Here is a 25215-nt window from a genome sequence, read left to right on the forward strand (position 1 = left end):
CCCTAGCTGCCGTTCCAGCGTATTAGCACGATGGAACAAAACGATCTCTCCCCCGCCCCGACTCGCGATGGCCCTGCACTCATTGCAGACCTTTGCCGCGCGCTGATGACGCCGGCGAATGCGGAGGAAATGCAGCGGCTCCTGACCGACCTGTGCACCCCGCAGGAAGTCCGCACCCTTGCCGAACGCTGGCACGTGGCGCGGCTGCTCGATGGGAGCGACCTGTCGTACCGCGACATCCACGATGCCACCGGCGTATCCACGACAACCATCGTCCGCGTCGCCCGCTTCCTCCGCCAGGAACCGCATCAGGGCTATCGCGCCGCCATCGACGCCATAGCCGGAGCCGACAGAAATGCTGATTGACGAAGACCGGCTGCACATCGCCATCCAGAAGAATGGCCGCCTCAGCGACACTAGCCGCGACCTGCTGAAGGGAGCGGGCCTGCGCCTGCAGAACGGCCGCAACGCGCTGACCGCCCGGGTCGAGAATTTCGCTGCGGACATCATGTTCGTGCGCGACGACGACATTCCGACCTTCGTCGCCGACGGTGTCTGCGAATTCGGGATCGTCGGCGGCAATGTCCTCGAGGAATTTCGCCTGAGCTCGGCCGAGCCGGCGGTCGAAGTGGTCGCCGAACTCGGCACCGCTCGCTGCTCGCTCAAGCTGGCCGCTCCCGAAGCCGCCGCCTGGGAGGGCGTGCAGAGCCTTGCCGGACAGCGCATCGCGACGTCCTATCCGCGGATCGTCGAACGCTGGCTCAAGGATCAGGGCGTGTCGGCGAGCGTGGTCAAGATGAACGGCGCGGTGGAGCTTGCGCCGCGGCTTCGGATCGCGCCGTTCATCTGCGACCTAGTGTCGACGGGCGCGACGCTCGAGGCCAATGGCCTGCGCGCGGTTGCCGACGTCTTCGACAGCGAGGCCGTGCTGATCCGCACCACGCGTGCGGTGCCCGCGGTTCGCCAGGAACTCGGCCAGGCGCTGCTCAGCCGGATCCAGGGCGTGCTGGAAACCAAGGATGCCAAGTACATCCTCCTCAACGCTGCGTCGGAATCCCTGCCTGCGATCACCAAGATCCTGCCCGGGGCCGATGCGCCGACGATCATCCCGCTGCACGGCCGGCCCGGCCACTTCGCGGTCCATGCCGTCGCCCGCGAGTCGGTTTTCTGGGAAACGCTTGAACAACTGAAGGCCGCAGGCGCTTCGGCGGTCCTGGTTCTTCCGATCGAAAAGATGATGCTGTGACTTCGCTCGTCTGGTCCGACCTCAGCGCTGCCGAGCAGGCGGCTGCCCTTGCCCGCCCGGCCGCGCGGCGCTCATCCGAGCTCGTCGCGGGCGTCGGCGCCATCATCGAGGAAGTCCGCAGCGACGGGTGGGAAGCGCTCGCCCGGATCGCCACCCGGATCGATGGCCGCCCTCCCGAGCGCGTCACGGTAGCGCCGCTCGCCTCTGCCGCGCGCTCTGCGCTCCCGAAGGAAAGCGTCGCGGCGATGGAGCTTGCCGCGCGCAACATCCGCGCCTTTCACGAAGCGAGCCGGCCGTCGGACGCCAGGGTCGAAACCATGCCCGGCCTGTCGGTCGAAAAGGCATGGCGGCCGATCGACCGTGTTGGGCTCTACGTTCCGGGTGGGGCGACCCCCCTGTTCTCGACCCTGCTGATGCTTGCGCTTCCGGCGCGGGCGGCAGGGGTGCGGGAAATCGTGGTCGTGACCCCGCCGAGCCCCGGCGGCCTTGATCCCGCCATCGCGCTTGCTGCCGAGCTGTGCGGGATCGACAGCATCTGGACCGTCGGCGGCGCTCAGGCGATCGCCGCTCTCGCCTTTGGGGCGGGCGATATCCCGGCCTGCCCCAAGATCTGCGGCCCGGGCAACGCCTGGGTGGCCGAAGCCAAGACGCAGGTCAGTGCCATGTCCGGCGGGCCGGCGATCGACATGCCGGCGGGGCCTTCGGAATTGATGGTCATCGCCGACGTCTCGGCCTCGCCTGTCACCGTGGCATCCGACCTCCTCAGCCAGGCCGAGCATGATGCCTCCGCGCAGGTGTTGCTGGTGACCGATGATCGCGGCTTCGCGTCGGCCGTGGCGGAGGAAGTGGAACGGCAGGTCGCCGCTTTGCCCCGCGCCGATCTTGCCCGCCGATCGCTCGATCATGGCCGAAGCATCATCGCCAGGGATCTTCGCGAAGCGGCTGCGATCGCCAACAGCTATGCGCCCGAGCATCTCTGCCTTGCCGTCGACGATCCCGAGCTCCTGGTCGCCGCCATCTCGAATGCCGGGGCGATCTTCGCCGGGCATGCTGCGGCAGAAAGCTTCGGCGATTATCTGGCCGGGTCCAGCCACGTGCTTCCGACCGACGGCGCGGCGCGGGCGTGGAGCGGGATCACCGTGCACAGCTTCATGAAGGCGATCAGCATCCAGCGCGTGTCGCCGGAGGCTGGTCGCGCGCTCGCCGCTCCTGCCGCCGCCCTGGCCCGGCTGGAGGCGCTCGAAGCGCACGCCCGCGCCGCCGAAGCGAGGGCAGCATGACCGATCTTGCTCGCCGACTCGCGCGTCCCGAAATCCTCGCGCTCGAACCGTTCGACCTGGGCGACCGGGAGGCGAACCCCGACGCGATCAAACTGGACGCCAATGAAAGCCCGTTCGGCCCTTTGTCCGGAGGAAGCATCGCGGCGGGGGTCAACCGCTATCCCGAGCCCCAACCGCAACGCCTGCGTGCCGCCATGGCGTCACTCTATGGCATGGAGCCCTCGCAGTTCCTCGTCACGCGCGGCGGCGACGATGCCATCGATCTCCTCTGCCGCACCTTCCTGCGCGGGCCGCAGGACAAGGTGGCGGTGACCAGCCCGAGCTTTTCCGCCTACGCCCACTTCGCCCGGCTGCAGGGGTCGGGCGTGTGCGACATCCCGCTCGATCCCGACGATTTCGGGCTCGATCCCGAGCGGGTCATCGCCGCGCTGGAGGCAGACAGGTCGGTCAAGCTGCTGTTCCTGTGCACGCCCAACAATCCGACCGGTACGGCGGTCGATCCGGCCGTCATCCTGCGGATCGTCGATGCGCTGCCGGACGTGCTGGTGCTTGCCGACGAGGCTTATCTGGAGTTCAGCGAGACGGCGAGCCTCGCCGCCGAGGCCGTGTCCCGCCCGAACCTCCTGGTCCTGAAGACCCTGTCCAAGGCCTTCGCACTGGCCGGTGCGCGGGTCGGCGGATTGATCGGCCCGGCGGAAACGCTCGAGATCATCGCTCGGGCGATGCCCCCCTACCCGCTTCCGACGCTCTCGATCGCCGCCGCGCTCGAAGCGTTGCAGCCGGCGCGCCGGGCGGTCCACCGCGAACGCATCGCCCAGCTGCTCGCCGAGCGCGAACGGGTGGCGCCACTGATCGCCTCAGCGACCCACGTGCGCAAAGTCTATCCAAGTGCGGGCAATTTTCTGTTCCTCGAGACCAGCGACACCGACCAGCTGGCGGCGCGGCTGCAGGCGGACGGCATCAAGGTGCGCTATCGCCCCAATGCGGCGCCGGGCGGCATCCGGTTGACCATCGGCACCCGCGAGGAAAATGACGCCGCGCTGGCCGCTTTCGGTGTCGCGGTGGCGAAGACGGCCGAACGCCGGGCCGAACTCGCCCGGGACACCAAGGAGACGCGGATCGCCCTTGCGATCGACCTCGACCGCGCCGAACCGCGGCGGATCGAGACCGGCATTCCCTATTACGATCACATGCTCGACCAGGTCGCGGCGCATGGCGGGTTCAGCCTCGTGCTGAACTGCGAGGGCGACCTCGAGATCGATCCGCACCACAGTATCGAGGACGTTGCGATCGCGCTCGGCCAAGGATTGAGAAACGCGCTCGGCGACAAGCGCGGGATCGGGCGCTTCGGTTTTGCGCTGCCGATGGACGAAACCGAGGCGCAGGTGCTGATCGACCTGTCGGGCCGCCCGTTCTGTAAGTTCGACGGACGCTTCGCCGCGACCCATATCGGCGATTATCCGACCGAGATGACCCCGCACGTCTTCCGTAGCCTCGCCGACAGCCTCGGTGCCGCGATCCATGTAAAGGTCGAGGGCGAGAACGACCACCACAAGGTCGAAGCCTGCTTCAAGGCGTTCGGGCGAGCCCTGCGCCAGGCGCTTGCGTTCGAGGGCAAGAGCGACGCGCTGCCAAGCACCAAGGGAATGCTGTGAGCAGCGTCACCCTGGTCGACCTTGGCTATGGCAATCTGGGTTCGCTCGAAACCGCGCTTCGCCGCCTCGGGGTCGAGGTCGGGCGAGCAAGCGACCCCGCCGCCATCGCCGCGGCCGACCGGCTCCTTCTGCCAGGCGTCGGCGCCGCCGGATTTGCGATGCAGCGGATCGCGGCGCTTGGGCTGAAGGACGCGCTGCAAGGCTTCGCGAGGCCAGCCCTCGGCATCTGCCTAGGCATGCACCTGTTGTTCGAACGCAGCGAGGAAGGCGACGTCGACGCGCTCGGTCTGCTCCCCGGCGAAGTCCGCAAGCTCCTGCCCCGCCCCTCCGTCACCGTACCGCACATGGGATGGAGCAGACTTGAGGTCACGGCGAAGGACATTGGACTAAACGACGGTGATTACGTCTATTTCGCCCACAGCTACGCCGCTCCCGACGGTCCCTCGACGATCGCGCGTGCGTTTCATGGCGAGACGGTCCCGGCGGTCGTGCGCTCGGACAACTGGACCGGCGCTCAGTTTCATCCGGAGCGGTCCGGTCCTGCGGGCGCCCGCTTCCTTTCGGCATGGCTGACATCATGATCCTTTATCCTGCGATGGACCTGATCGGCGGGCGCATCGTGCGCCTGCGCCAGGGACGCTTCGACGAGGTTACCTTCTTTGATCCGGCGCCCGCCGATGCGTTGCGCTCCTTCGCTGGTGCCGGCGCCGCCTGGGCGCATGTGGTCGACCTCGATGGCGCGAGGGTCGGCGCACCCGCACAACATGCCTTGCTTGCCGATCTCGCCCGATCGTCCCCGCTGAAGCTGCAGGTGGCGGGCGGTGTCAGAAGCGCCGACCATGTCCAGACCCTACTCGACGCCGGCGCCGCGCGGGTGGTGATCGGAAGCCTCGCGGTGCGCGATCCTGACGCCACTGCGGCGCTGCTCGAGCGCTTCGGGCCGGAACGGATCACACTAAGCCTTGATGTAAGGGTCGAGGTCGAGCCGATGGTTGCGACCCACGGCTGGCAGGAAGATAGCGGCCTCAGCCTGTGGGACGTCGCCATGCGCTACCCCGAGGCACGGCATCTATTGCTGACCGACATCGGCCGTGACGGCATGCTCGAAGGCCCCAACCATGCCCTGCTCGCGCAGGCTGTCGAGCGCCTGCCCCACCTGGCGATCCAGGCGAGCGGCGGCGTGACGTCGCTCGACGACCTGCACCAACTCACGACCGACGGCGCTATCCTCGGCCGCGCCATGTGGGAAGGCCGGCTGGACCTTGCGGAGGCGCTCGATGCCAGCCGCTAGGATCATCCCCTGCCTCGACGTCGCCGACGGCCGCGTGGTCAAGGGCGTGCAGTTTCGCGATCATCGCGACATTGGGGACATCGTCGAGCACGCCCTGCGCTACTCGGCGGAAGGCGCGGACGAGCTGGTCTTCTACGAGATCAGGGCAAGCGCGGAAGGGCGCAGCCTCGACCTGCAATGGGTCTGGGACATCGCCGACGTCATCGACATCCCCTTCTGCGTCGCCGGCGGGATCCGCGACCGCGCGACCGCCGCTGCCGTGCTGGAAGCGGGCGCAGACAAGGTCTCGGTAAACTCCCCGGCGCTGGAAAGTCCGTTGCTGATCAGTGAGCTGGCCGAGGATTTTGGCAGCCAGTGCGTGGTTGTCGGGATCGACAGCCTGAGGCACTCGGATGGCGTCTACCGGGTCAAGCAATATACCGGGGATCCTTCCGCCACGCGGGACAGTGGCCGGCTGACCGTCGATTGGGCGCGCGAGGCGGTGGAGCGCGGCGCGGGCGAGATCGTCCTCAACGCCATGGCCGAAGACGGCGTACGGCAGGGCTATGACCTCGCCCATGCCGTAGAGGTGATGGCGGCGGTCACCGTGCCGCTGATCGTCAGCGGCGGTGCGGGCAAGCCCGAGCATTTTCGCGATGCCTTTGTCACCGGGGCCAGCGGCGCGCTCGCTGCAACGGTCTTTCACGACCGGCTGATCGAGATCGGCGACCTCAAGGCGTGGCTCGTTGGCGAAGGCGTTGAGGTACGATTGTGAGCGACATCATCAATTTCGACCCAGGGGCGCTGGCCTGGGACAAGATGGACGGCCTCCTCCCCGCCGTGGTCCAGGATGCCGCCAGCGGCCAGCTATTGATGCTTGGCTACATGAACCGCGAAGCACTGGAAGCGACGTTGCGTGACCGCCTCGTCACCTTCTTCAGCCGCTCCAACCAGCGCTTGTGGCGCAAGGGCGAGACCAGTGGCAACACGCTGGCACTCGTCGGCATCGCCCGCGATTGCGACGGCGATGCGCTGCTGGTGCGTGCCACGCCTGCGGGGCCGACCTGCCACCTTGGTACCGACAGCTGTTTCGGCGACGTGCCTGCGGGCGCGGGCTGGCTTGGAACGCTGGAAGGAATCGTCGCCGCCAGGGCCGCGGCCAGTCCGGCGGAAAGCTACACCGCCATGTTGCTCAGCGAAGGGCCGTCCAAGGCCGCGCAGAAGGTGGGCGAGGAAGGCGTCGAAGTCGCGCTCGCCGCCGTCAGCCGCGACCAGCAAGGCCTGGCCGAGGAAGCCGCCGACCTCCTGTTCCACCTGCTCGTGACGCTGCGTTCGCGCGACGTTCCGCTTGCCCGGGTCGTCGAAATCCTACGCGATCGTCACGTAAGTCAATGAGAACGGGGGAAGAACAAATCCATTGACAGCGACGGAACGAAGAGAGAACACTGGCTCATAAGCGCGGTTTCGCGATCCATTTCGGAACGAAATGCGAATCACGTCGTTGCGCCCCATAAGAACAAGGGAAGAACGTGCCATGCTGGTTCTCGCCGTCCTCGCTTTCACTGCCATTCTGGGCCTCGGCCTGCTGACCATTGGCGAAACGCTCGCTGGCAACGAAGGCAAGATTCTCGCCGCTCTTCGCGGTCATTCCCTGCTCACCGAACCCGTGCTGACCACGCGGCCGGTCACCGTTCGGGTGACCTCGCGCCGGGTCAGCCAGCCGGTGTCGGCGATGCCCCGGCTGCGCGCCGCCGCTTGATGCGGCCATAGCTCAACAGGCTGAACGGGACGCTCGCCAGATAGGCGAACGATACCGCGAGGAGCGTGATCCACGGTTCGTTGATCAGTGCCGCGGCTAAAACGGCCACACCGGCGAGGCCCGCGATGCGCCAGCTGCGGCGGATCCGGAACGAGGTCCAGCTGAAGGTCGGAATGGCCGAAATCATCAGCACGGCGATGAAAAAGGTCCACGGCATCACGACCTGCCAGTCGCGGAACCATTCATTGCCGGTGATCAGCCACAGGTAGACGGGCGCGAACGCCAGTCCCGCCCCGACCGGGGCCGGAACCCCGGTATTGAAGCCGGCCGACTTGTGCGGCTGAACGTCGGCATCGATGCGGGCATTGAAGCGGGCAAGCCGAAGCGCGCAGCTGACCGCGAGGGCGAGCGCCACGGTCCAGCCGAACTTGGGCGCGTTCGCCAGGCTGAACTGAAACAGGATCAACGCCGGCGCGGTCCCGAACCCGATATTGTCGCACAGGGAATCGAGCTCGGCGCCGAACTTGCTGTTGGCCTTGAGCAGGCGGGCGATGTTGCCGTCCAGGCCGTCGAGCACACCAGCGACCACGATCGCGATCATCGCCTTTTCCCAGTCCTGGGCGAAGGCATAGCGAATGGCCGTCAGGCCCGCGCACAGCGCCAGCACCGTGACGGCATTGGGGATGAAGGCCCGGAGCGGAAGGCCGCGGCCCTCGCGATCCCTCACTGGCTGGTGCCCTTGAGCAGCGGGTCCTCACCAAGGACGGCGATTACCGTCTCGCCCGCGATCGCCCGCTGCCCGAGCAACAGCCGCGACCCCGTGCCGGCGGGAAGGTAGACGTCGACCCGGCTGCCGAAGCGGATCAGGCCGATGCGCTCGCCCGAGCCGACCCGCTGGCCTTCCTTGACGAAGCTCAGGATCCGGCGCGCGACCAGGCCGGCAATCTGGGTGAAGCCGATCTTCACGCCGCCCTCGCCCTCTACCACGAAATGCTGGCGTTCGTTGTCCTCGCTCGCCTTGTCGAGGTCGGCGTTCAGAAACTTGCCAGGAACATAGGCGATGCGGCGGATCACGCCCGCGATCGGGGTGCGATTGATGTGGACGTCGAACACGCTCATGAACACCGATACGCGGGTGAACTCACCCTCGCCAAGGTCCGCACGCAGTTCAGGTGGCGCCGGAACGCGAGTGATCATGGTGACGAGGCCGTCCGCTGGCGAGACGATCATCTTCGGATCGCTCGGCGTGGTGCGGATGGGATCGCGGAAGAAGGCCGCAACCCAGACGGTCACCCCGACCATCAGCCAGCCCAGCAGCTCGGCAAACTCGCTGTCCAGGATCAGCAGGAAGAAAGCGATTGCACCGGCAATGACCGCAAACTTGCGGCCTTCGGGGTGGACCGAGGGAAAACGCCACTTGACCGCGGTCAGCTGGCTATCGGGATTGTCGATATGCGCCATGCCCTCCCCTCTAACGAGGCATGCCGCGCGTTGCCAGAGCGACGCTCCGCCGCTACCTGCACGCCGGAAATCCCCAAGCAGGCAGGCAAATGACCAAGATCAAGGTGAAGAACCCGGTCGTCGAACTCGACGGCGACGAGATGACCCGCATCATCTGGCAGTGGATCCGCGAACAGCTGATCCTGCCCTATCTCGACGTTGACCTGCACTATTACGACCTGTCGATCGAGAATCGCGACGCGACTGAGGACAAGGTCACCGTCGAAGCGGCCAATGCGATCAAGCAGCATGGCGTTGGCGTCAAATGCGCCACCATCACCCCCGACGAGCAGCGCGTCGAGGAGTTCGGCCTCAAGAAGATGTGGAAGAGCCCGAACGGGACCATCCGCAACATCCTGGGCGGCGTGGTCTTCCGCGAGCCGATCGTGATCGCCAACGTGCCGCGGATCATTCCCGGCTGGACCGACCCGATCGTCATCGGCCGCCACGCTTTCGGCGACCAGTACAAGGCGACCGACTTCCGCGTTCCTGGCCCGGGCAAGCTCACCATCAAGTTCGAGGGTGAGGATGGCCAGGTCATCGAGCATGAAGTGTTCGAGTTCGAAAGCGCCGGCGTCGCCATGGGCATGTACAATGTCGACGAGAGCATCCGCGACTTCGCGCGCGCCTCTCTGAACTACGGCCTGCAGCGTAAGTGGCCGGTCTACCTCAGCACCAAGAACACCATCCTCAAGGCGTACGATGGCCGATTCAAGGACATCTTCGAGGAAGTTTACCAGAGCGAATTCAAGGCCAAGTTCGAAGAAGCTGGCATCGAATATCAGCATCGCCTGATCGACGACATGGTTGCGTCGGCCCTGAAGTGGAGCGGCAAGTTCGTCTGGGCCTGCAAGAATTACGACGGTGACGTCCAGTCGGACCAGGTCGCCCAGGGCTTCGGCTCGCTCGGCCTGATGACCAGCGTCCTGATGACCCCGGACGGACAGACCGTCGAGGCCGAAGCGGCGCACGGCACCGTCACCCGCCACTATCGCATGCACCAGCAGGGCAAGGCGACTTCGACCAACCCGATCGCCAGCATCTTCGCCTGGACCGGCGGCCTCAAGTTCCGCGGCCGGATCGACGACACCCCCGAGGTCGTCAAGTTCGCCGAAACCCTCGAGCGCGTCTGCGTCGAGACCGTGGAAAGCGGCAAGATGACCAAGGACCTCGCGATCCTGGTAGGCCCCGACCAGCCGTGGATGACCACCGAGCAGTTCTTCGAAGCGGTGGTCCAGAACCTCGAGCAGGCGATGGCGACCGCCTGAGCCTGAATGCGCCAGGCTTCCGGCACCCTTGGCATCACCGCGCCGCGGCAGGGCTTGCACCTGATCACGGACTCGGTGGCGTCGTGGGTGGCGGAGCAGGGCGTTGGCGAGGGATTGCTGACCCTCCTCATCCGGCACACGTCGGCGTCGCTTCTCATCCAGGAGAATGCGGCGCCGGCGGCCCGCCGCGACATCGAGCGCTGGCTGGCGCGGATCGCGCCTGAAAGTCCGGACTATGAGCATGACGACGAGGGGCCGGACGACATGCCCGCCCATCTGCGCTCGGCGCTGACCGCCACCAGCCTATCTATCCCGTTGCTGCACGGCCAGATGCGGCTCGGCACCTGGCAGGGCATTTACCTGTGCGAGCACCGCCGCCATCCCGGCCGGCGGGAAATCGCCCTCCACGTGGTGGGCGAATGAGCATCGAGAGCGTCAGGACGTGGGTCGCCGACCATGCGGCCGACCTTCATCTCATCGAAGGTCATGGCAGCACGGCGACTGTAGCTGAGGCCGCTCAGACCCTCGGGGTCGCGCCTGGCCGGATCGCCAAGACGATCGCGCTGCGGGTCGGCGACAGGATCCTTCTGCTGGTGACGCGCGGCGATGCGCGGCTCGACAATATCAAGTGCAAGGCGGCGTTCGGCGGCCGGATCCGCATGCTCGACCCGGAGCAGACCCTTGCGGCGACGGGTCACGTGGTGGGCGGCGTCTGCCCCTTCGGGCTCGCAACGCCCCTGCCCGTTTACGCCGACATCAGCCTTCGCGCGTTCGAAACCGTCTTTCCCGCCGCCGGCAGCCGCACCGCCTCGCTGGAAATCGCGCCCGAGCGGCTGGCGGCACTGACCCATGCTCAGTGGGTCGACTGCTGCACCCTTCCCTAGCGTAGCGCCGCAAGCGGGCTTTCGACTTGCTCGCGCCGGATCCCGAGCCCGATCAACCGTCCCGGGATGCGCCGCAACAGCGGGGACTTGTCGAGCAGCCTGATTAGCGCGGGCGCCTTGTCCAATGGCGGGCCGGGTTCGAGCAGGCGGCCGATGATGCGGTCCTGCGCCGTCTTCTGCGCGGACTGCACCAGCCGGGTGGGTAGCAGCCGCCGCTCCTCGACCTTGTGCAACAGCGGGTCGACGTTAGCGCCGCTGGCCAGGGGACCGGCCAACAGATTGGCGGCGGCGACCGCGTCCTGGATGGCAAGGTTGATCCCAACCCCGCCGATCGGGCTCATCGCATGCGCAGCGTCGCCGATCGCTAGCAGGCCAGGGCGATGCCAGCTCGTCAGCCGGTCGAGGGATACGCTGAGCAACTTCAAGTCCTCGACCGTCTCGAGACCGGCAAGATCGAGTTCGGGTGCGGCGGCGGCGATGGCAGCACGGATCGGCGCGATTCCTTCCGAGGTGATCTCGGCGGCCTTGCCCTTGGGAATGAGGAAGGCGCACTGCCAATAGTCGCCGCGGTCGATCATCACCAGGAACCGGCCACGCTCGATCGAGGCACGTAGCGCGCTTCCGGGCGCCGACTTGGCGACCCTGAACCAGAAGATGTCCATCGGCGCGCCGAAGGTCTCGAGCGGCAACATCGCGCGCTGGCGGACCAGCGAGCCGCGACCATCGGCGGCGATCACCAGTTTGGCGCGCCTTTCGCTTGCATCGGCGAGCCTTACCCCGGCCACGCGCCCGCGTTGCTCGATGAAGTCGGTGACCGGCGCGCTCATCTCAAGTTCGAAGCCGGGAAACGCCGCCGCCTTGTCGCGCAGGAAATCGAGGAATTCCCATTGCGGCATCATGGCAATGAAGGGCGCGGGCGTGGCGAGGTGCGAAAGGTCACCGATGGTCCAGTCCCGCCCGGCGATCCGGATCTCCGCATGATCGATCCGATTGTGCGGGCGGGTCAGAAATTCGCTCAGCCAGCCGAGCTGATCGAGGATCTCCATCGTCGAGGGGTGAATGGTGTCGCCACGGAAATCGCGAAAGAAGTCCGCATGCTTTTCGAGCACGCTGACCCGGCAACCGGCGCGGGCGAACAGCAGCCCCGTCATCACCCCAGCCGGTCCGCCGCCCACCACGATCAGGTCGCGATCACCCAACGCCGCCTCCTCCGTCGCTGCGCCGCCTGCGGTTCTAGCGCAATATTCCTCGCGCCAGCACCTGCTGGATCATGGCGAGATTGCTGCCGCGGCCGATCTTGATCTCGAGCGGCTGGGTTGTGCCGGTGAGCCAGAACACCATGTCGGCCTCGAGGTCGAACGTCCCCGCCGTTTCGAGGCTGAAGCGGGTGATCGAGCGGTAGGGAATCGACTGGATCGCCACCTTCTTGCCGACCCAGCCCTGAATGTTGACCAGGCAGAGGCGGCGGTCGGTCAGGAAGGCGATGTCGCGAACGGTCTTGAAGGCGATCAGCACTTCCTCGCCGTCCAGCAGCAGCGCGGCATAGCGGCGGGCGATCTCGTTGGTATCGACCTCGGTCGCGCTGAACAGGCCCATCAGTCGAGGTCCTTCAAGGCCCGCTCCAGCCGGTCGTTCGCGGCCTTCAGCTCGGTCGCGATCCGGTCGGGCCGGCACGTCATGCCTGTACCCGCTTGCACTTTCGCCCAAGCACGCTGGAGCGCCTGCCGCCCTGGGCCTAGCCCCTTGCGGTCGGCCTGGGCCAGCAGGCCGTCCAGGCGCGCAATCTCGCGGCCGACGGTGCCTGCGGCCCCGCGGCGAAAGTCGATGCATCCGGCGGGCGCCAGCGCTGCGACATAGGCGGCGCCGAATGCCGGTGGCACGCCCTGCGCCTTGTCCTCATCCCGGGACGAACACCCCGCCAGCAACAGGAGCAGCAGGATAGCCCGCTTCAAGCGAGCCGCTCGCTCACCACCGATCCGCCGCGAGTGAGGCGGACACCCCGCACGATCTCGTCCTCGTCGGGGAAGACCGGGCGTCCCTGCTCCTTGTCCCAGAATGCGGACAGGAAGTTGAACAGGTTGCGGGAATAAAGGGCGGAGGCGTCGGCGGGCAGCGAGCGCGACAGGTTGGTCGCCCCGATGATGGTGACGCCGTGCCGTACGACCTGTTCGCCAGCGACGCATCCCTCGACATTGCCGCCCGCTTCGGCGGCGAGGTCGACGATGACGCTTCCCGGGCGCATCGTCGAGACCTGCTCGTCGCTGATCAATCGGGGCGCAGGCTTGCCCGGGATCAGCGCGGTGGTGATCACGATGTCCTGCTTTGCAAGGTGGGTCGAAACGAGCTCGGACTGCGCCTTGCGATATTCCTCGCTGGTTTCACCGGCATAGCCGCCCTGCCCTTCGCCTTCGATCCCGGCGACGCCTTCGACGAAGATCGGCTTGGCGCCGAGGCTCTGGATTTGTTCCTTGGTGGCGGAACGGACGTCGGTGGCACTGACCTGTGCGCCAAGGCGGCGGGCGGTCGCAATCGCCTGGAGGCCGGCGACACCGACTCCCATGATGAAAGCGCGTGCCGGGCTGACGGTGCCCGCGGCGGTCATCATCATCGGAAATGCCCGGCCATAGGCCGAAGCGGCGTCGATCACCGCCTTGTAGCCCGCAAGGTTGGACTGCGAGGACAGGACGTCCATCGACTGTGCGCGGGTGATGCGCGGCATCCACTCCATCGCCAGGGCTTCGATCCCGGCGCTTGCATAGGCGTTCACCGCATCGCGGCGGCGGAAGGGATCGAGGATCCCGACCAGCAGCGCATTCGGCGCGGCGCCGGCGAGATCGCCGGCCTCGGGACCGCTGACGGCAAGCACGAGTTCGGCGCCGCTCAGCACGTCGGAACGCCCGGCGACCGAAGCGCCGGCGTCCGCATAATCCTGGTCACTGATCCCCGCAAAACGGCCCGCGCCGGTTTCGACCGCGACACTCGCGCCAAGCCCGGTGAGTTTCTTCACCGTTTCGGGAATGGCGGCGACGCGGGTTTCGCCCGGGGCCGTCTCGGCGAGGACAGCGACCTTCAAGGGATCAATTCGCCAGCAGGATCATGACGAGGAAGCCGAGCAAGAGCGCGATCACCGCACCCCACTTCAGCATCGTGATAAGAAGGCTGTAATCTTCCTTGGCGCGGTTGAAATCGACCGGGCTATCGGTGTCGGTCGTCGGTTCGGCGGCCATGTCTGCTCCCTTGAGTGGCTTGTTTTGCGAGCGTCATAGCCGCTGAACGCGCCGCTCCCAAGCCCCTTGGCGGCTCTCACCATTCCTTAACTTGGGCTCACTATACATTCGGCGCGAAGGAGCCTGAGACTTGCGCGCCGACACCGTCCGATTCCTGCTGCTGGTCGATGCCGACGCCGCCGAGCGTCGGCTGGTCGCCGCCATCGCCGCGCGTGCTGGCTGGAACACGCTTGGCAGTCCGTCGGGCGAGCAGGTCGAGGAGCTGCTCAGCGGTCCCAACGGCCATGAGATCAAGGCGGTGCTGGTGGGGCACTGGGATCCTGCCAGCGGTCCGGCACTGGTGCGCGCCCTGCGCGCCGACCGGCCCGGCCTTCCCATCATCGTTCTTGCCGAAGGCGGCTCGGTCGGACAGGCGGTCGATGCCATGCGCGCCGGCGCCAGCGATTTCCTGGTTCGCCCGGTCGCGCCGGAACGGCTCATGGAAGCCCTGGCGGTCAACGCCGATCGCCGCCGCGCCTCGGGCGAACTGGCGCCGCTGTCGGAAAAGCTTGCTCCCAGCCTCGCGCTCGAGGAACTGGTCGGCGCTGCGCCCGAACTGCGCGCCGCGCTGGCGGTGGCGGCCAAGGCGGCCCGCAGCCGCCTGCCCCTGCTGATCATCGGTGAGGCAGGATCGGGCAAGGAAACCATCGCCCGCGCCGTCCACGAGGCCAGCCCCCGCGGCAAGGCGCCGTTCGTCGCCCTCGATTGTCGCGCGGTGCCCTCCAATATCGTCGACAGCGAATTGTTCGGCCATGTCGCGGGTGCCTTTCCCGGTGCCTTTGCCGAACGCATCGGCAAGCTGGTCGAGGCTGACAGCGGGACATTGCTGCTCGACGAGATCGGCGATCTGCCCCCCGCGACGCAGGCCGCGCTCGACCGCGTTCTTGCGACCGGTGAGGTGCGCCCGGTCGGGTGCAACGGTTCGAACAGCATTGACGTCAGGCTGATCGCCACCTCGAGCAAGCCGCTTCCCGACAATTTCGACAGCGGCCTTGCCGAGCGTCTGGCGGGAACGGTGGTCAGCGTGCCTCCGCTGCGTGACCGGAGCGGCGACATTCCCGCCCTCGCCCGCCATCTTCTTTCCCGGCATACCGGCCAGCCCGGGATCCGGCCTCTCTCGATCGGCGAGGACGCGCTGCAGGTGCTGATGCGCTACGGCTGGCCGGGCAATGTCCGGCAGCTGTCGAACGTGCTGTTCCGCGCGGCGCTGCAGTCGCAGGGCGGAGCGCTGACGGCCGAGGATTTTCCGCACATCGCGCTCCAGTCGCGCTTTACCAACCGGGTCGGCGACAATACCAACGACATCGGCAAGGCCGCCGCGTCCGCCGCGCTCAGCAACGGCCCGTCGGTCACGCTGTGGCGCGCCGACGGTCACCTGCGTCCGCTCGAAGAGATCGAGGCCGACCTCATCCGCCTCGCCATCGGCCATTACCGCGGCAAGATGACCGAGGTCGCCCGCCGTCTCGGCATCGGGCGCTCGACCCTCTACCGGAAGCTCGCCGAACTCGGCATCGACACCGGCGCCTGAAACCCCCACATGGAGCGGCGATGCAGATCGTCCTGCTCCTCGTCCTCCTGCTCGCCGCCTGCAAGCGCCCCGACCCCGCGCCCGAGATGGGCGACGCCGCAGCGCGCGGGCCCTGCCGGTCACTGATCTTCGAAGGCGACCGCTTCACCATCTGCCGCGACCCGGCCATGCAGCTTGCGCTCCAGTCGACGGATCATCACGGCCGTCCACTGCGCAGCTTTGCCGCGCTTGAACAGGTGCTCGGGACCCGCGCCGCGACGGTCGGCTTCGCGATGAACGCCGGCATGTTCGACGATGATGGCCACCCGATCGGCCTGGCGATTGCCGACGGTAAGGTGCTGCGCCCGATCAACCGGCGGAAGGACGGTGGCGGCAATTTCCATATTCAGCCCAACGGCGTCTTCATGGTCCGCGCCAACGGACAAGCGCAAGTGATTGCAACCGAGGACTTTCCGGGGCCTAACAATCTGCGAGTGGCGACGCAAAGCGGGCCGATGCTGGTGAAGGACGGCGCGGTGAACCCGCGCTTCGATCCCGATGGGCGCTCGCGCTATGTCCGCAACGGGGTCGGTGTCGATGCCAGCGGCGTGCCGGTGTTCGCGATCAGCGAGGCGCCAGTCAGCTTCGGCAAGTTCGCGCGATTGTTCGCCGGGCCGCTCGCCTGTCCCAATGCCCTTTATCTCGACGGTGCGGTGTCGAGCCTGTGGGATCCGGCCAACGGGCGGATGGACAGCATCGTGCCGATCGGGCCGATGCTGGTCGGCTTCCTGCCCTGATCAGAGCCGCGGGGTCAGCGCCTGGTCGCGAAGCCCGCGCCATACCCGCATCGCCTGCACGGTCTCGAAAACGTCGTGGACCCTGACGAGGTGCGCGCCCTGCTCCGCCGCCTTGATCGCCAGCGCGATGCTCCCGCCAAGCCGCCGGTCGGCCGGCGCCTCGTTGTGGAGCGCACCGATCGTCCGCTTCCGGCTGGCCCCCACCAGCAGCGGGCATCCAAGCGCATGGAAGGCAGCAAGCCCGTTCATTAGTTCGAGGTTGTGCGCGACGTTCTTGCCGAAGCCGATGCCCGGATCGACGATGATCCTGTCGCGCGAAATTCCCGCATCGACCGCCCGCGCGATCCGATCCTCGAGCCAGAAATAGACTTCAACCAATGACCCACGCGGATAGCTCGGCGCCTCCTGCATGGTTTCGGGCGCCCCTTGGTGGTGCATCAGCACGACCGGCACACCGGCCTTTGCAATTACCTCGGCCGAGCGCTCGTCCCAGCCCAGCGCCGAAACGTCGTTGACCATCGCCGCCCCAGCGCCCAGCGCGGCTTCCATGACGCTGGCCTTGCGGGTGTCGATCGAGACCGCGGCCCCGCCCGCCGCCAGTTGCTGCACCAGCGGAAGCACGCGTTCGACCTCGTCGCCTTCCCAAACGGCGCGGGCACCGGGACGTGTGCTCTCGCCGCCGACGTCGAGGATCGCCGCCCCCGCCTGCGCGGCGGCAAAGCCGTCGTCTGCCGTGGCGGCATGGCCGCCGTCCGAAAAGCTGTCGGGGGTCGCGTTGAGGATCGCCATGACCTGCGGCTGATCGAGGCGAATGGTGCGCTCGCCAAGCTGCAGTGGCGCGCGGGGCCCGGTCAGCGCCTTCCAAGCTGCCGCCATGGCGTCATCGTCGAGCCGCTCCTCGATCCGCTCGACAGGCACGAGGTCCGAGGTCACGCGGCCGTCGTCGCCGACCTTCAGCAGCTCTACCGCCGAGAACCAGCACATGGTGCCGGCGAGGCGCGCGACCTGCCCGTCATAGCCGAAGGGCGCATCGACGAAGCCGGTCGGGCGGAGGATGGTTCGAAAGGTCATGTCTTCTCTGTCAGGCGAGACCGGCCAGATGCTCCTGGCGCAAGGCGTCGATCGGCACGAGCTGCCCCTTCCGCTCGACATGCCAGAAGGTCCAGCCATTGCAGCTCGGCGCCTTGTTGAGCCCTGCGCCGACCTTGTGGATCGACCCCGCATGGGGCCCGCAGCTCAGCGAACCGTCGGCCCGGACGGCGGCCTTCCAGCGCCGCTTGGCATCCATCAGCACCGTGCCCGGCGGAACGAGGCCGCCTTCGACCAGCAGGCCAAAGGCCACGCGCGGCTGGCTGCGCTTGTCCGGAATGGTCTCCATCGCGCTTTCATCGAGCGGCAGGGTGGCGGCGATGCGGGCGCGCGCGACCTCGATATAGTCGGCCTCGCGCTCGATCCCGATCCAGTGCCGGCCAAGCCGCTTGGCGACGGCCCCGGTGGTGCCGGTACCGAAGAACGGGTCGAGCACTGTGTCGCCCGGCTGCGTGCAGGCCAGCAACACGCGGTAGAGCAGGCTTTCGGGCTTCTGCGTCGGATGCGCCTTGTGCCCGTCGCCGCCCTTCAGCCGCTCCGAGCCAGAGCAGATCGGGAGCACCCAGTCCGAACGCATCTGGAGATCGTCGTTCAGCGCCTTCATCGCGCGATAATTGAAGGTGTAGCGGCTGTCCTGCGACTTGGAGCACCACAGCAGCGTCTCATGCGCGTTGGTGAAGCGCGTGCCGCGAAAGTTCGGCATCGGGTTCGCCTTGCGCCAAACGATGTCGTTGAGGATCCAGAAGTCGAGGTCCTGCAGCGCGGTGCCCACCCTGAAGATGTTGTGATAGCTGCCTATCACCCAGATCGCGCCATCGTCCTTCAGGATCCGCCGCGCCTCGGTCAGCCAGGCGCGGGTAAACTTGTCGTAGGCCGCGAGGCTGTCGAAATGGTCCCAGTCATTGTCGACCGCGTCGACCCGGCCGCCCTCGGGCCGGAACAGGTCGCCGCCCAGCTGCAGGTTGTAGGGCGGATCGGCGAAGACGAGGTCCACGCTCTTGGCCGGAAGCTTGCGCATCTCGGCGATGCAATCGCCCGCGATGATCCGCCCGCTCGGATCGTCGACCTTGCGGCGAACACGCGGAAGCGCGTCCTGAACGGGCGTCATGAGGTTCATGGATGCGTGTCCCCTGCTTACGGCCGCCATGGTGAGTCCCCCATGAGTCCGGGTCAACGAGGAAAGGGTTAACGGCCCGAAAGCCACGCCGGGAACGGAACGAGTCCGGAACGAGCCAGGCACAAGATGTTGAGTCCGCGGGCGGCATGGGGACTCAAGAAGATGTGGTGTTGCGGCGAGGACTCAGCCGCGGCTCTTCTATTCCGCGGCAAAGGCCAGCATCGGCTGCGCGGCGGCGGCAAGCACTTCGCGGACCAGTCCGAAGCTGCGGCGATGGAGCGGCGTCGGACCCAGTTCGAGCAGGGCGCGGCGGTGATCGGGCGTCGGATAACCGCGGTTCCGTTCCCACCCATATCCCGGATAAACAGCCGCATGATCGGCCATGATCCGGTCGCGGGTGACCTTGGCGACGATCGACGCGGCGGCGATCGAGCGGCAGCGCGCATCGCCCGACACAATCGCGCGTGACGGGCGCTCCCATTTCGGACAGCGATTCCCGTCGACAAGCACGAAGGCAGGGTCGAAGCCGAGCGCCTCGACCGCCCGCGCCATCGCCAGCATCCGTGCCCAATAGATGTTGAGCGCGTCGATCTCCTCGACGCTGCAGATGCCGACGCCGCAGCGCGCCTGCTGCATCAGCTTGCCGTGCAGCGACTCCCGCGCCTCGAGGCTGAGCTTCTTGCTGTCGTCGATCCCGCGCGGAAACCGCTCACGGTCGAGGATCACCGCGGCCGCCACCACCGGGCCCGCCAGCGGCGCGCAGCCGGCTTCGTCCACTCCGGCGAGCGGCAACGGGTGATCCTTCTCGAGCTTGAAACAGGGTCGAGCCATTTGAGTGACTTAGCACGGCGCCGCGGCGAGGGAAGCAACTCTCCTCACCGCTCGGGCATTCCCGCATCATGCCAATCGCAATTCAAGCAGGTTTGTGGGGATTGCTGTCGGGCTCGGCGCTGCTGCTCGGGGCGATGATCGGCTGGTTCGTGCCCCTCTCCCGCCGGATCATTGCGGCGATCATGGCGTTCGGTGCAGGCGTCCTCATCTCCGCCCTGTCGTTCGAACTGATCGATGAAGCGTGGCGGCAGGGCGGTTTCGCTCCGGTCGCGGGCGGATTTCTTGCCGGGGCGCTGGTCTACACCCTTGCCAACTACTGGCTCAGCCATCGCGGCGCGCGGCATCGCAAACGCTCGCACGAGAAGACCCGCGGCGAACAAGCCGAAAAGCATCCCGACAATGGCGCGGCGCTGGCGATGGGCGCGCTGCTCGACGGCATCCCGGAAAGTATCGTCATCGGGGTCAGTCTGCTGCAAGGCGCTGGCGTCGGACTGGTCGCCGTCATCGCAGTCTTCCTGTCGAACATTCCCGAGGGCCTGTCGAGCGCCGCAGGAATGAAGGCGGAAGGCAAGAAAGCCGTCGGCGTGTTCGCCTTGTGGGCGGCGATCGCCCTTGCGTCAGGCGCTTCGGCGGCGATCGGCTACCTCGCCTTCGACGGCGTGGCGCCGGAAGGCGTGGCCTTTGTCCAGGCCGTCGCCGCCGGCGCCATCCTGGCGATGATCGTCGACACCATGGTGCCCGAAGCGTTCGAGGGCACGCATGACTTCGCCGGGCTGATCGCGGTCAGCGGATTCCTGTCCGCCTTCGCGCTCAGCCGGATCGCCTAGGCGTCCGCCTGGGCCTTCAACCGGTTCTGAAAGCTCTTCCGCAACTTGTTGAGCTTGGGCGGAATAACAGCCATGCAATAGGGATTACGCTGGCCTTCGGTCTCCCAGTAGTTCTGGTGATAATCCTCGGCCGGATACCAGGTGTCCGCCGGCTCGACCGTGGTCACGATCCGCCCGCCCTGCTCCTCGTTCAGCGCCGCGATCTTGGCCCGCGCGTCGCTTTCCTGCTCGTCCGACAGCGGAAAGATCGCACTGCGATACTGGGTCCCGATGTCATTGCCCTGCCGGTTGAGCTGGGTCGGGTCGTGCGTCGCAAAGAAGATGTCGAGGAGGTCGCCGTAGCCGACCACGTCGGGATCGAAGGTCACCCGGATCGCCTCGGCGTGACCGGTGTCACCGCCACAAACCTGCTTGTAGGTCGGGTTGATCGTCTGCCCGCCGATATAACCGCTCTCGACCTTGCTGACGCCCGCCACGTCGAGGAACACCGCTTCGGTGCACCAGAAGCAGCCGCCGGCGAGAATGGCCTGTTGTTCGCTCATCAACCTGCACTCCGTTCGTTCGTTGAAGCGCATGTAGGATCGGCATCCGCCGAATGCGAGCGGTCAGCGGTGGTAGCTGGCCTTCAGGGCCGCGAGTTCAAGGCGCTTGCCGACCCATTCGGCGAGTTCCTCGAAGCCGAGCTCGCGATCGAAGACGATTCCGGCGCGGCGCTCGGAATACCAGCGGACCTCGCCCTTGATCGGGCGCAGGCTTTCCACCACCACGACCACCTTGGCACCGATGCAATAATCGTCGATCGGCCCGACCTTCATCCCGCCGAGCGAGATGTCGTGGACATCGACCTTGTAATAGAGCTTGCCGATCTTGACCGTGGCGGAGCAGCCGACCTCGAGCCGCGGCGGGCGCGGGCGAAAGCCGTGGCGCGGCTTGCGGCCTGCCAAAAGTTCGCCAAGGTCGAGGCTCTGGTCGAACTTGAGACCGATCAGCCCCTCGCGAATCCAGACAACGGTCGCGGGGATTTTCTGGTTGCTGAATTCAACCCGCACTTCGGCGCCGACCGGAGGGCAGCGGCCGCAATCGGCCATCAGCCCGCCCGCGGACATGTTGCGGATGCGGATCAGCTGTTCGCCGACCGCGCTGTCGAGCTTGGCGACGCGCAGGGTGGGATGAACGCGCTCATCGGCCCGGCGTTCGGGCGGACGCGGCACGGCAAGGCTCAGCGACACGGTTGTCGAATCGAAGGCGGCAGCAGCGTCCTCGACAGGGCGTCGCAACTGGCGGCGGATCAGGTCTAACACGCGTTCCCGTCTCCCTTGCGCGATACCGTACGCAATATGCGGTGGAGCGTTTCTACCCGACCCAGGGTTAAGAAGCGGTTGCAACTGTCCGGCAAAGAAAGGAAGGGGAGGCAAGTTTATGTCCAATCTGCCCCGCCTCCTTGTGATCGACGATGAACCGGCGCTCGCCGACTTCATGGCCGCCGCCGCCCGCATGACGGGTTTCGAACCGACCATTGCCGCCGACCAGAAGGGTTTCGTGCGGGCGTATGAGGCGGTGACTCCCGACGTCATCGCGCTCGATCTTGGGATGCCCAATACCGACGGCGTCGAATTCATCCGCTTCCTCGCGGACCATGGATTTGCCGGGCCGGTGCTGATCGTCTCGGGGTTTGACCGGCGGGTGCTGGAAAGCGCGTTCCGCCTCGGCAAGGAGCTCGGACTGCGCATGGCCGGCCCGCTCGAGAAGCCGGTCCGCCTCGACGAACTGGAAGAGTTGCTCGCAACGTTAAAGCCAGGCCAGGTCAGGTGACCGCCAAGGACGTGCGGTTGCTCGACGAGCTGGAGCGGACGCTCAGGCAAGGCGGGCTCCGCCTGGCGTATCAGCCCAAGGTGGACGCGCGTGATGGCTCGCTCGTCCGCGTCGAGGCCCTGATGCGCTGGACCCACAGCGAGCTTGGCGCGATCTCCCCTGTCCGGTTCGTGCCGCTGGCGGAAAAGCACGGGCTGATCGATGACATGACGCAGTGGGCGCTGCGCACCGCGCTGCGACAGTGGCGCGAGTGGAAGTCGGCCGGGCTCGATACGTCGGTGGCGGTCAATATTTCCGCGGTCAGCCTCGAGCAGCTCGACTTTCCCGACCTTGTCGAGCGCATGTGCCGCGCCCTCGACGTGCCGACCGACCGGCTGGTGCTGGAGCTGACCGAAGGCGCGACCCAGCCGCTGATCAACCTGATGGACACGCTGACGCGGTTCCGGATCAAGGGTGTCGGCCTTGCCCTCGACGACTTCGGGACCGGCTACTCGGGGCTGATCCAGCTGCGCAAGCTGCCTTTCAACGAGATCAAGATCGACCGCCAGTTCGTCACCGAGTTGCCGACCAGCCGCGACGACCAGGTGATTGTCCGGTCGGTGATCGAACTGGCCCACGGGCTCGGCCTGCAGGTCACGGCGGAAGGCGTGGAGACCGTCGAGCAACTGGCCGCGTTGCGCGAACTCAACTGCGACCTCATCCAGGGTTACCTGCTTGCCCATCCGCTCGATGCCAGCGAGCTTGTCCCCTGGGCCAGCCGGCACAAGCGCCGCTGGAAGCTGCTTACCCGCCCGCTCCAGGACGAGCTGCAGCGCGTCGGCGCCTAGGCCGAGCGGGCAAGCTCCCGCGCCCTGGCCATGGCGGCGATCGCGGCGTCGATAGTCTCGTCCTTCTTCGCAAAGCACAGGCGGACAAGGCCGCGTTCGGGATCGCGTTCGGTAAATGGCGACAGTGGAATGACGGCGACCCCGGCCTGTTCGACGGCCAGAGCGGCGAAGGCGCGATCGTCGAGATCGATGCCCGACGCCTTGAGGTCTACGCACTGAAAGTAGGTTCCCTCGCCCGGCAGCAAGGCATAGCCAGCCGCCTCGAGCCCCGACGCAAGGTGCTGGCGCGCACGGGCAAAACCCTCGCTGGGTGCGTCGAGCCACTCGGGGTGGGCCAGGGCCGAGGCTACCGCCGCCTGCAGATGCGGCGGGGTCGCGAAGGTCAGATATTGATGCGCCCGCGCGATCACGTCCGCCATCCCGTGAGGGGCTGCGGCCCAGCCCACTTTCCACCCCGTCAGCGAGAAGATCTTGCCGGCAGAGCCGACCTTGATCACCCGCTCGGGGGCGAGGCCTGCCAGTGACGTGAACGTGGTGCCCGGGGCGAGTACTTCCTCCCATACCTCGTCGCTGAGGATGAGAAGGTCGTGGGCTCGCGCCGTGGCAACGATGGCGTCGAGCTCCGCCGCGGAAAGGACCCGGCCGGTGGGATTGTGCGGGTTGTTGATGATGAGAATTCTGGTTTGCGGCGTGATCGCAGCCTCAAGCAGGTTACGGTCGAGCGACCAGTGCGGGGGCCGCAACACGACTTCCTGCACCACGCCACCGGCGCGGCGAATGAGCGGGGCGTAGGCGTCATAGGCTGGCGCAATGATGAGCGCTGCATCGCCAGGTTGAAGCGCAGCGAAGAGGGCCGCGGCGATCGCCTCGGTCGCGCCGCTGGTTACAACGAATTGTCCGGGATCGAGCGCAAGCGATTGGCGCGACGCGTAGAACGCAGACAGACTGTCGCGCAGCGCGGGCAATCCACGTGATGGCGGATATTGATTGCTGCCCTCCCTGATCAGGCGGGCGGCCTCGTCCAGCAGCGCTTCGGGCCAGCCGAAATCGGGAAAGCCCTGCCCCAGGTTGATCGCGCCATGTCTGGCGGCGGCAAGGCTCATCTCCTCGAAAATGCTGACCGGCATGGTCTCGAATTGCGGGTTCACAGCACCACCATCGAATCTCGCAGGTCGGAAATCTCCGCGTCCGAAAATCCGATCCCGGCGAGGATGGCGTCCGCATCCTCTCCTTCCCTCCGGGGTGGTTTGGGCAAGCCGGCCGCTGTGCCCTGGAGGCGTGGCGCGGGGCCAGGCTGCACCACGCCGCCGACCTCGATGAAGGTGCCGCGCTCCTCGTTGTGCGGATGGAGTGGGGCTTCGCCAAGCCCGAGGACGGGCGCGATGCAGGCGTCCTTGCCTTCGAACAGGCCCACCCATTCGGATCGGGTGCGGGACGCAAAGGCGGCAGCGATAGCGTTGCGGTCCGCGCCGGGTGCGACGCCCAGTCCTTCGTAGAGGGCGGCCCGGAATTGCGGCTCGAGCGCCCCGACCGCCACCTCCTTGCCATCGGCGCAGGCATAGCAACCGTAGATCGGGTCACCCCCGTCGAGGAGGTTCGCCTGCCGCTCGTCGCGCCACAGCCCGGCCGCACGCAGACCATAGACAAGAGCGCCGTTCAGCGCAGCGCCATCGGTCATGGCCGCGTCGATCACCTGGCCCTTCCCGTCCCGTTGCGCGGCAATCAGCCCCGCGAGCATGCCGAACGCCAACATCAGCCCGCCGCCCCCATAGTCTGCGACGAGATTGAGCGGCGGGACCGCGGGACGGTCCTTCTCCCCAATGCATGACAGAAGCCCGGTCAGCGCCAGATAGTTGATATCGTGACCTGCGGCCTGCGCGAGTGGCCCGTCCTGGCCCCACCCCGTCACTCGCCCATAGACCAGGCGCGGATTGTCGCCGAGCAGGCGGTCCGGCCCGAGACCGAGCCGCTCCATCACGCCCGGTCGATAGCCTTCGATCAGCCCGTCGGCCCCTGCCGCAAGCCGGCGGACGAGGGCCCTTCCCCCTTGCTGCCGGAGGTCGAGCGCAATGCTTTCGCGGTTGCGGGTCAGCGGGTCGTTCGGCACCGACAGGTTTCCTGGCCGTTCGACCCGGATCACCCGCGCGCCGTGGTCGGCCAGCATCATCGCCGCGAAGGGCCCCGGCCCGAGCCCCGCCATTTCGACGATCGTGATGCCTTCGAGCGCTCCGGCCATTCGCTGCCCTTTCCTTTGCCGCCTTGTCGCCTAGGCTAGGCGAA

31 protein-coding genes are annotated in these 25215 nt (G+C 66.9%); 17 read left to right on the top strand and 14 right to left on the bottom strand.

What is annotated here, in order from left to right:
• Positions 1–30 precede the first annotated feature (30 nt).
• From ABD729_RS11910 to ABD729_RS11950, 9 genes are all read left to right on the top strand, one after another.
• Complete coding sequence (locus ABD729_RS11910) at positions 31–366, top strand: YerC/YecD family TrpR-related protein (protein ID WP_344710549.1); 336 nt, start codon at positions 31–33, stop codon at positions 364–366.
• On the top strand, positions 356–1246 hold the full coding sequence (gene hisG, locus ABD729_RS11915) for an ATP phosphoribosyltransferase (RefSeq protein WP_344710551.1): 891 nt from the start codon (positions 356–358) through the stop codon (positions 1244–1246). The genes ABD729_RS11910 and hisG overlap by 11 nt, the downstream gene beginning before the upstream one ends.
• Positions 1243–2526: a histidinol dehydrogenase gene (hisD, locus tag ABD729_RS11920; protein ID WP_344710553.1), complete on the top strand. Its 1284-nt coding sequence runs from the start codon at positions 1243–1245 to the stop codon at positions 2524–2526. The genes hisG and hisD overlap by 4 nt, the downstream gene beginning before the upstream one ends.
• Positions 2523–4181 (top strand): histidinol-phosphate transaminase, encoded by a 1659-nt coding sequence (gene hisC / locus ABD729_RS11925; RefSeq protein ID WP_344710555.1) that lies wholly within the window; start codon positions 2523–2525, stop codon positions 4179–4181. The genes hisD and hisC overlap by 4 nt, the downstream gene beginning before the upstream one ends.
• Positions 4178–4762, top strand: coding sequence for an imidazole glycerol phosphate synthase subunit HisH (gene hisH / locus ABD729_RS11930; RefSeq protein WP_344710557.1), 585 nt, complete (start codon positions 4178–4180; stop codon positions 4760–4762). Before hisC ends, hisH begins: the two co-directional genes overlap by 4 nt.
• Complete coding sequence (locus ABD729_RS11935; RefSeq protein ID WP_344710559.1) at positions 4747–5472, top strand: 1-(5-phosphoribosyl)-5-[(5-phosphoribosylamino)methylideneamino]imidazole-4-carboxamide isomerase; 726 nt, start codon at positions 4747–4749, stop codon at positions 5470–5472. Before hisH ends, ABD729_RS11935 begins: the two co-directional genes overlap by 16 nt.
• Complete coding sequence (gene hisF / locus ABD729_RS11940) at positions 5459–6226, top strand: imidazole glycerol phosphate synthase subunit HisF (RefSeq protein WP_344710561.1); 768 nt, start codon at positions 5459–5461, stop codon at positions 6224–6226. Before ABD729_RS11935 ends, hisF begins: the two co-directional genes overlap by 14 nt.
• Positions 6223–6846, top strand: coding sequence for a bifunctional phosphoribosyl-AMP cyclohydrolase/phosphoribosyl-ATP diphosphatase HisIE (hisIE, locus tag ABD729_RS11945; protein WP_344710563.1), 624 nt, complete (start codon positions 6223–6225; stop codon positions 6844–6846). Before hisF ends, hisIE begins: the two co-directional genes overlap by 4 nt.
• A gap of 139 nt (positions 6847–6985) precedes the next feature.
• Positions 6986–7210: a hypothetical protein gene (locus ABD729_RS11950; protein WP_344710565.1), complete on the top strand. Its 225-nt coding sequence runs from the start codon at positions 6986–6988 to the stop codon at positions 7208–7210.
• Here ABD729_RS11950 and ABD729_RS11955 read toward each other — a convergent pair.
• Together ABD729_RS11955 and ABD729_RS11960 are read right to left on the bottom strand one after the other, a co-directional pair.
• A complete protein-coding gene (locus ABD729_RS11955; RefSeq protein ID WP_344710567.1) occupies positions 7164–7937 on the bottom strand; it encodes a CDP-alcohol phosphatidyltransferase family protein in 774 nt (257 codons plus the stop codon). The genes ABD729_RS11950 and ABD729_RS11955 overlap by 47 nt on opposite strands.
• Positions 7934–8671, bottom strand: a complete 738-nt coding sequence (locus ABD729_RS11960; RefSeq protein WP_344710569.1) for a phosphatidylserine decarboxylase — start codon at positions 8669–8671, stop codon at positions 7934–7936. The genes ABD729_RS11955 and ABD729_RS11960 overlap by 4 nt, the downstream gene beginning before the upstream one ends.
• A gap of 89 nt (positions 8672–8760) precedes the next feature.
• Between ABD729_RS11960 and ABD729_RS11965 the strand changes: the two genes are divergently transcribed.
• The 3 genes from ABD729_RS11965 to ABD729_RS11975 are packed head-to-tail and all read left to right on the top strand — an operon-like array spanning position 8761 to position 10862.
• A complete protein-coding gene (locus ABD729_RS11965) occupies positions 8761–9978 on the top strand; it encodes an NADP-dependent isocitrate dehydrogenase (protein ID WP_344710570.1) in 1218 nt (405 codons plus the stop codon).
• A 6-nt stretch (positions 9979–9984) separates the two neighbouring features.
• Positions 9985–10401 (top strand): secondary thiamine-phosphate synthase enzyme YjbQ, encoded by a 417-nt coding sequence (locus ABD729_RS11970; protein WP_344710571.1) that lies wholly within the window; start codon positions 9985–9987, stop codon positions 10399–10401.
• Positions 10398–10862, top strand: coding sequence for a YbaK/EbsC family protein (locus ABD729_RS11975; RefSeq protein ID WP_344710572.1), 465 nt, complete (start codon positions 10398–10400; stop codon positions 10860–10862). Before ABD729_RS11970 ends, ABD729_RS11975 begins: the two co-directional genes overlap by 4 nt.
• On the opposite strand, the gene ABD729_RS11980 is transcribed toward ABD729_RS11975, so the two are convergent.
• From ABD729_RS11980 to ABD729_RS12000, 5 genes are all read right to left on the bottom strand, one after another.
• Positions 10859–12061, bottom strand: coding sequence for an FAD-dependent oxidoreductase (locus ABD729_RS11980; RefSeq protein WP_344710574.1), 1203 nt, complete (start codon positions 12059–12061; stop codon positions 10859–10861). The genes ABD729_RS11975 and ABD729_RS11980 overlap by 4 nt on opposite strands.
• A gap of 34 nt (positions 12062–12095) precedes the next feature.
• Positions 12096–12458, bottom strand: coding sequence for a PH domain-containing protein (locus ABD729_RS11985; protein ID WP_344710576.1), 363 nt, complete (start codon positions 12456–12458; stop codon positions 12096–12098).
• On the bottom strand, positions 12458–12742 hold the full coding sequence (locus ABD729_RS11990) for a hypothetical protein (RefSeq protein ID WP_344710578.1): 285 nt from the start codon (positions 12740–12742) through the stop codon (positions 12458–12460). Before ABD729_RS11990 ends, ABD729_RS11985 begins: the two co-directional genes overlap by 1 nt.
• A 68-nt stretch (positions 12743–12810) precedes the next feature.
• Entirely contained in the window at positions 12811–13935 is a 1125-nt protein-coding gene (locus tag ABD729_RS11995) for a Re/Si-specific NAD(P)(+) transhydrogenase subunit alpha (protein ID WP_344710580.1), read from the bottom strand.
• Positions 13936–13939: 4 nt separating this feature from the next.
• A complete protein-coding gene (locus tag ABD729_RS12000; RefSeq protein ID WP_344710582.1) occupies positions 13940–14089 on the bottom strand; it encodes a hypothetical protein in 150 nt (49 codons plus the stop codon).
• A gap of 130 nt (positions 14090–14219) precedes the next feature.
• Between ABD729_RS12000 and ABD729_RS12005 the strand changes: the two genes are divergently transcribed.
• Together ABD729_RS12005 and ABD729_RS12010 are read left to right on the top strand one after the other, a co-directional pair.
• A complete protein-coding gene (locus ABD729_RS12005) occupies positions 14220–15656 on the top strand; it encodes a sigma-54-dependent transcriptional regulator (protein ID WP_344710584.1) in 1437 nt (478 codons plus the stop codon).
• A gap of 20 nt (positions 15657–15676) precedes the next feature.
• Entirely contained in the window at positions 15677–16432 is a 756-nt protein-coding gene (locus ABD729_RS12010; protein WP_344710586.1) for a phosphodiester glycosidase family protein, read from the top strand.
• Here the strand turns inward: ABD729_RS12010 and folP are convergent, their stop codons facing one another.
• The 3 genes from folP to ABD729_RS12025 all read right to left on the bottom strand — a co-directional run bounded on the left by folP (position 16433) and on the right by ABD729_RS12025 (position 19469).
• Entirely contained in the window at positions 16433–17503 is a 1071-nt protein-coding gene (gene folP, locus ABD729_RS12015) for a dihydropteroate synthase (protein WP_344710588.1), read from the bottom strand.
• A 10-nt stretch (positions 17504–17513) separates the two neighbouring features.
• Entirely contained in the window at positions 17514–18629 is a 1116-nt protein-coding gene (locus ABD729_RS12020; protein WP_344711439.1) for a site-specific DNA-methyltransferase, read from the bottom strand.
• A 207-nt stretch (positions 18630–18836) separates the two neighbouring features.
• Positions 18837–19469 carry a ribonuclease HII gene (locus tag ABD729_RS12025; RefSeq protein WP_344710590.1) on the bottom strand — a complete coding sequence of 211 codons (633 nt, stop codon included), beginning with the start codon at positions 19467–19469 and terminating at the stop codon, positions 18837–18839.
• 68 nt (positions 19470–19537) lie between these two features.
• Here ABD729_RS12025 and ABD729_RS12030 point away from each other — a divergent pair, with 68 nt between their 5' ends.
• Positions 19538–20296 (top strand): ZIP family metal transporter, encoded by a 759-nt coding sequence (locus ABD729_RS12030; protein WP_344710592.1) that lies wholly within the window; start codon positions 19538–19540, stop codon positions 20294–20296.
• On the opposite strand, the gene msrA is transcribed toward ABD729_RS12030, so the two are convergent.
• Entirely contained in the window at positions 20293–20838 is a 546-nt protein-coding gene (gene msrA, locus ABD729_RS12035; RefSeq protein WP_344710594.1) for a peptide-methionine (S)-S-oxide reductase MsrA, read from the bottom strand. The two genes, ABD729_RS12030 and msrA, sit on opposite strands and share 4 nt — an antisense overlap.
• A gap of 63 nt (positions 20839–20901) precedes the next feature.
• The gene (locus tag ABD729_RS12040) at positions 20902–21597 is read right to left on the bottom strand and encodes a PilZ domain-containing protein (RefSeq protein WP_344710596.1); all 696 of its coding nucleotides are present in this window, start codon (positions 21595–21597) and stop codon (positions 20902–20904) included.
• Positions 21598–21715: 118 nt separating this feature from the next.
• On the opposite strand from ABD729_RS12040, the gene ABD729_RS12045 reads away from it, so the two are divergent.
• Complete coding sequence (locus ABD729_RS12045) at positions 21716–22108, top strand: response regulator (RefSeq protein WP_344710598.1); 393 nt, start codon at positions 21716–21718, stop codon at positions 22106–22108.
• On the top strand, positions 22105–22935 hold the full coding sequence (locus ABD729_RS12050; RefSeq protein ID WP_344710600.1) for an EAL domain-containing protein: 831 nt from the start codon (positions 22105–22107) through the stop codon (positions 22933–22935). The genes ABD729_RS12045 and ABD729_RS12050 overlap by 4 nt, the downstream gene beginning before the upstream one ends.
• On the opposite strand, the gene ABD729_RS12055 is transcribed toward ABD729_RS12050, so the two are convergent.
• Both ABD729_RS12055 and ABD729_RS12060 read right to left on the bottom strand, forming a co-directional pair.
• On the bottom strand, positions 22932–24083 hold the full coding sequence (locus ABD729_RS12055; RefSeq protein ID WP_344710602.1) for an aminotransferase class I/II-fold pyridoxal phosphate-dependent enzyme: 1152 nt from the start codon (positions 24081–24083) through the stop codon (positions 22932–22934). The two genes, ABD729_RS12050 and ABD729_RS12055, sit on opposite strands and share 4 nt — an antisense overlap.
• Positions 24080–25171 carry a CaiB/BaiF CoA transferase family protein gene (locus ABD729_RS12060; RefSeq protein ID WP_344710604.1) on the bottom strand — a complete coding sequence of 364 codons (1092 nt, stop codon included), beginning with the start codon at positions 25169–25171 and terminating at the stop codon, positions 24080–24082. Before ABD729_RS12060 ends, ABD729_RS12055 begins: the two co-directional genes overlap by 4 nt.
• Positions 25172–25215: the final 44 nt, after the last annotated feature.

It is taken from the genome of Sphingomonas humi, from assembly GCF_039536725.1.
Classification (GTDB): Bacteria; Pseudomonadota; Alphaproteobacteria; order Sphingomonadales; family Sphingomonadaceae; genus Sphingomicrobium; species Sphingomicrobium humi.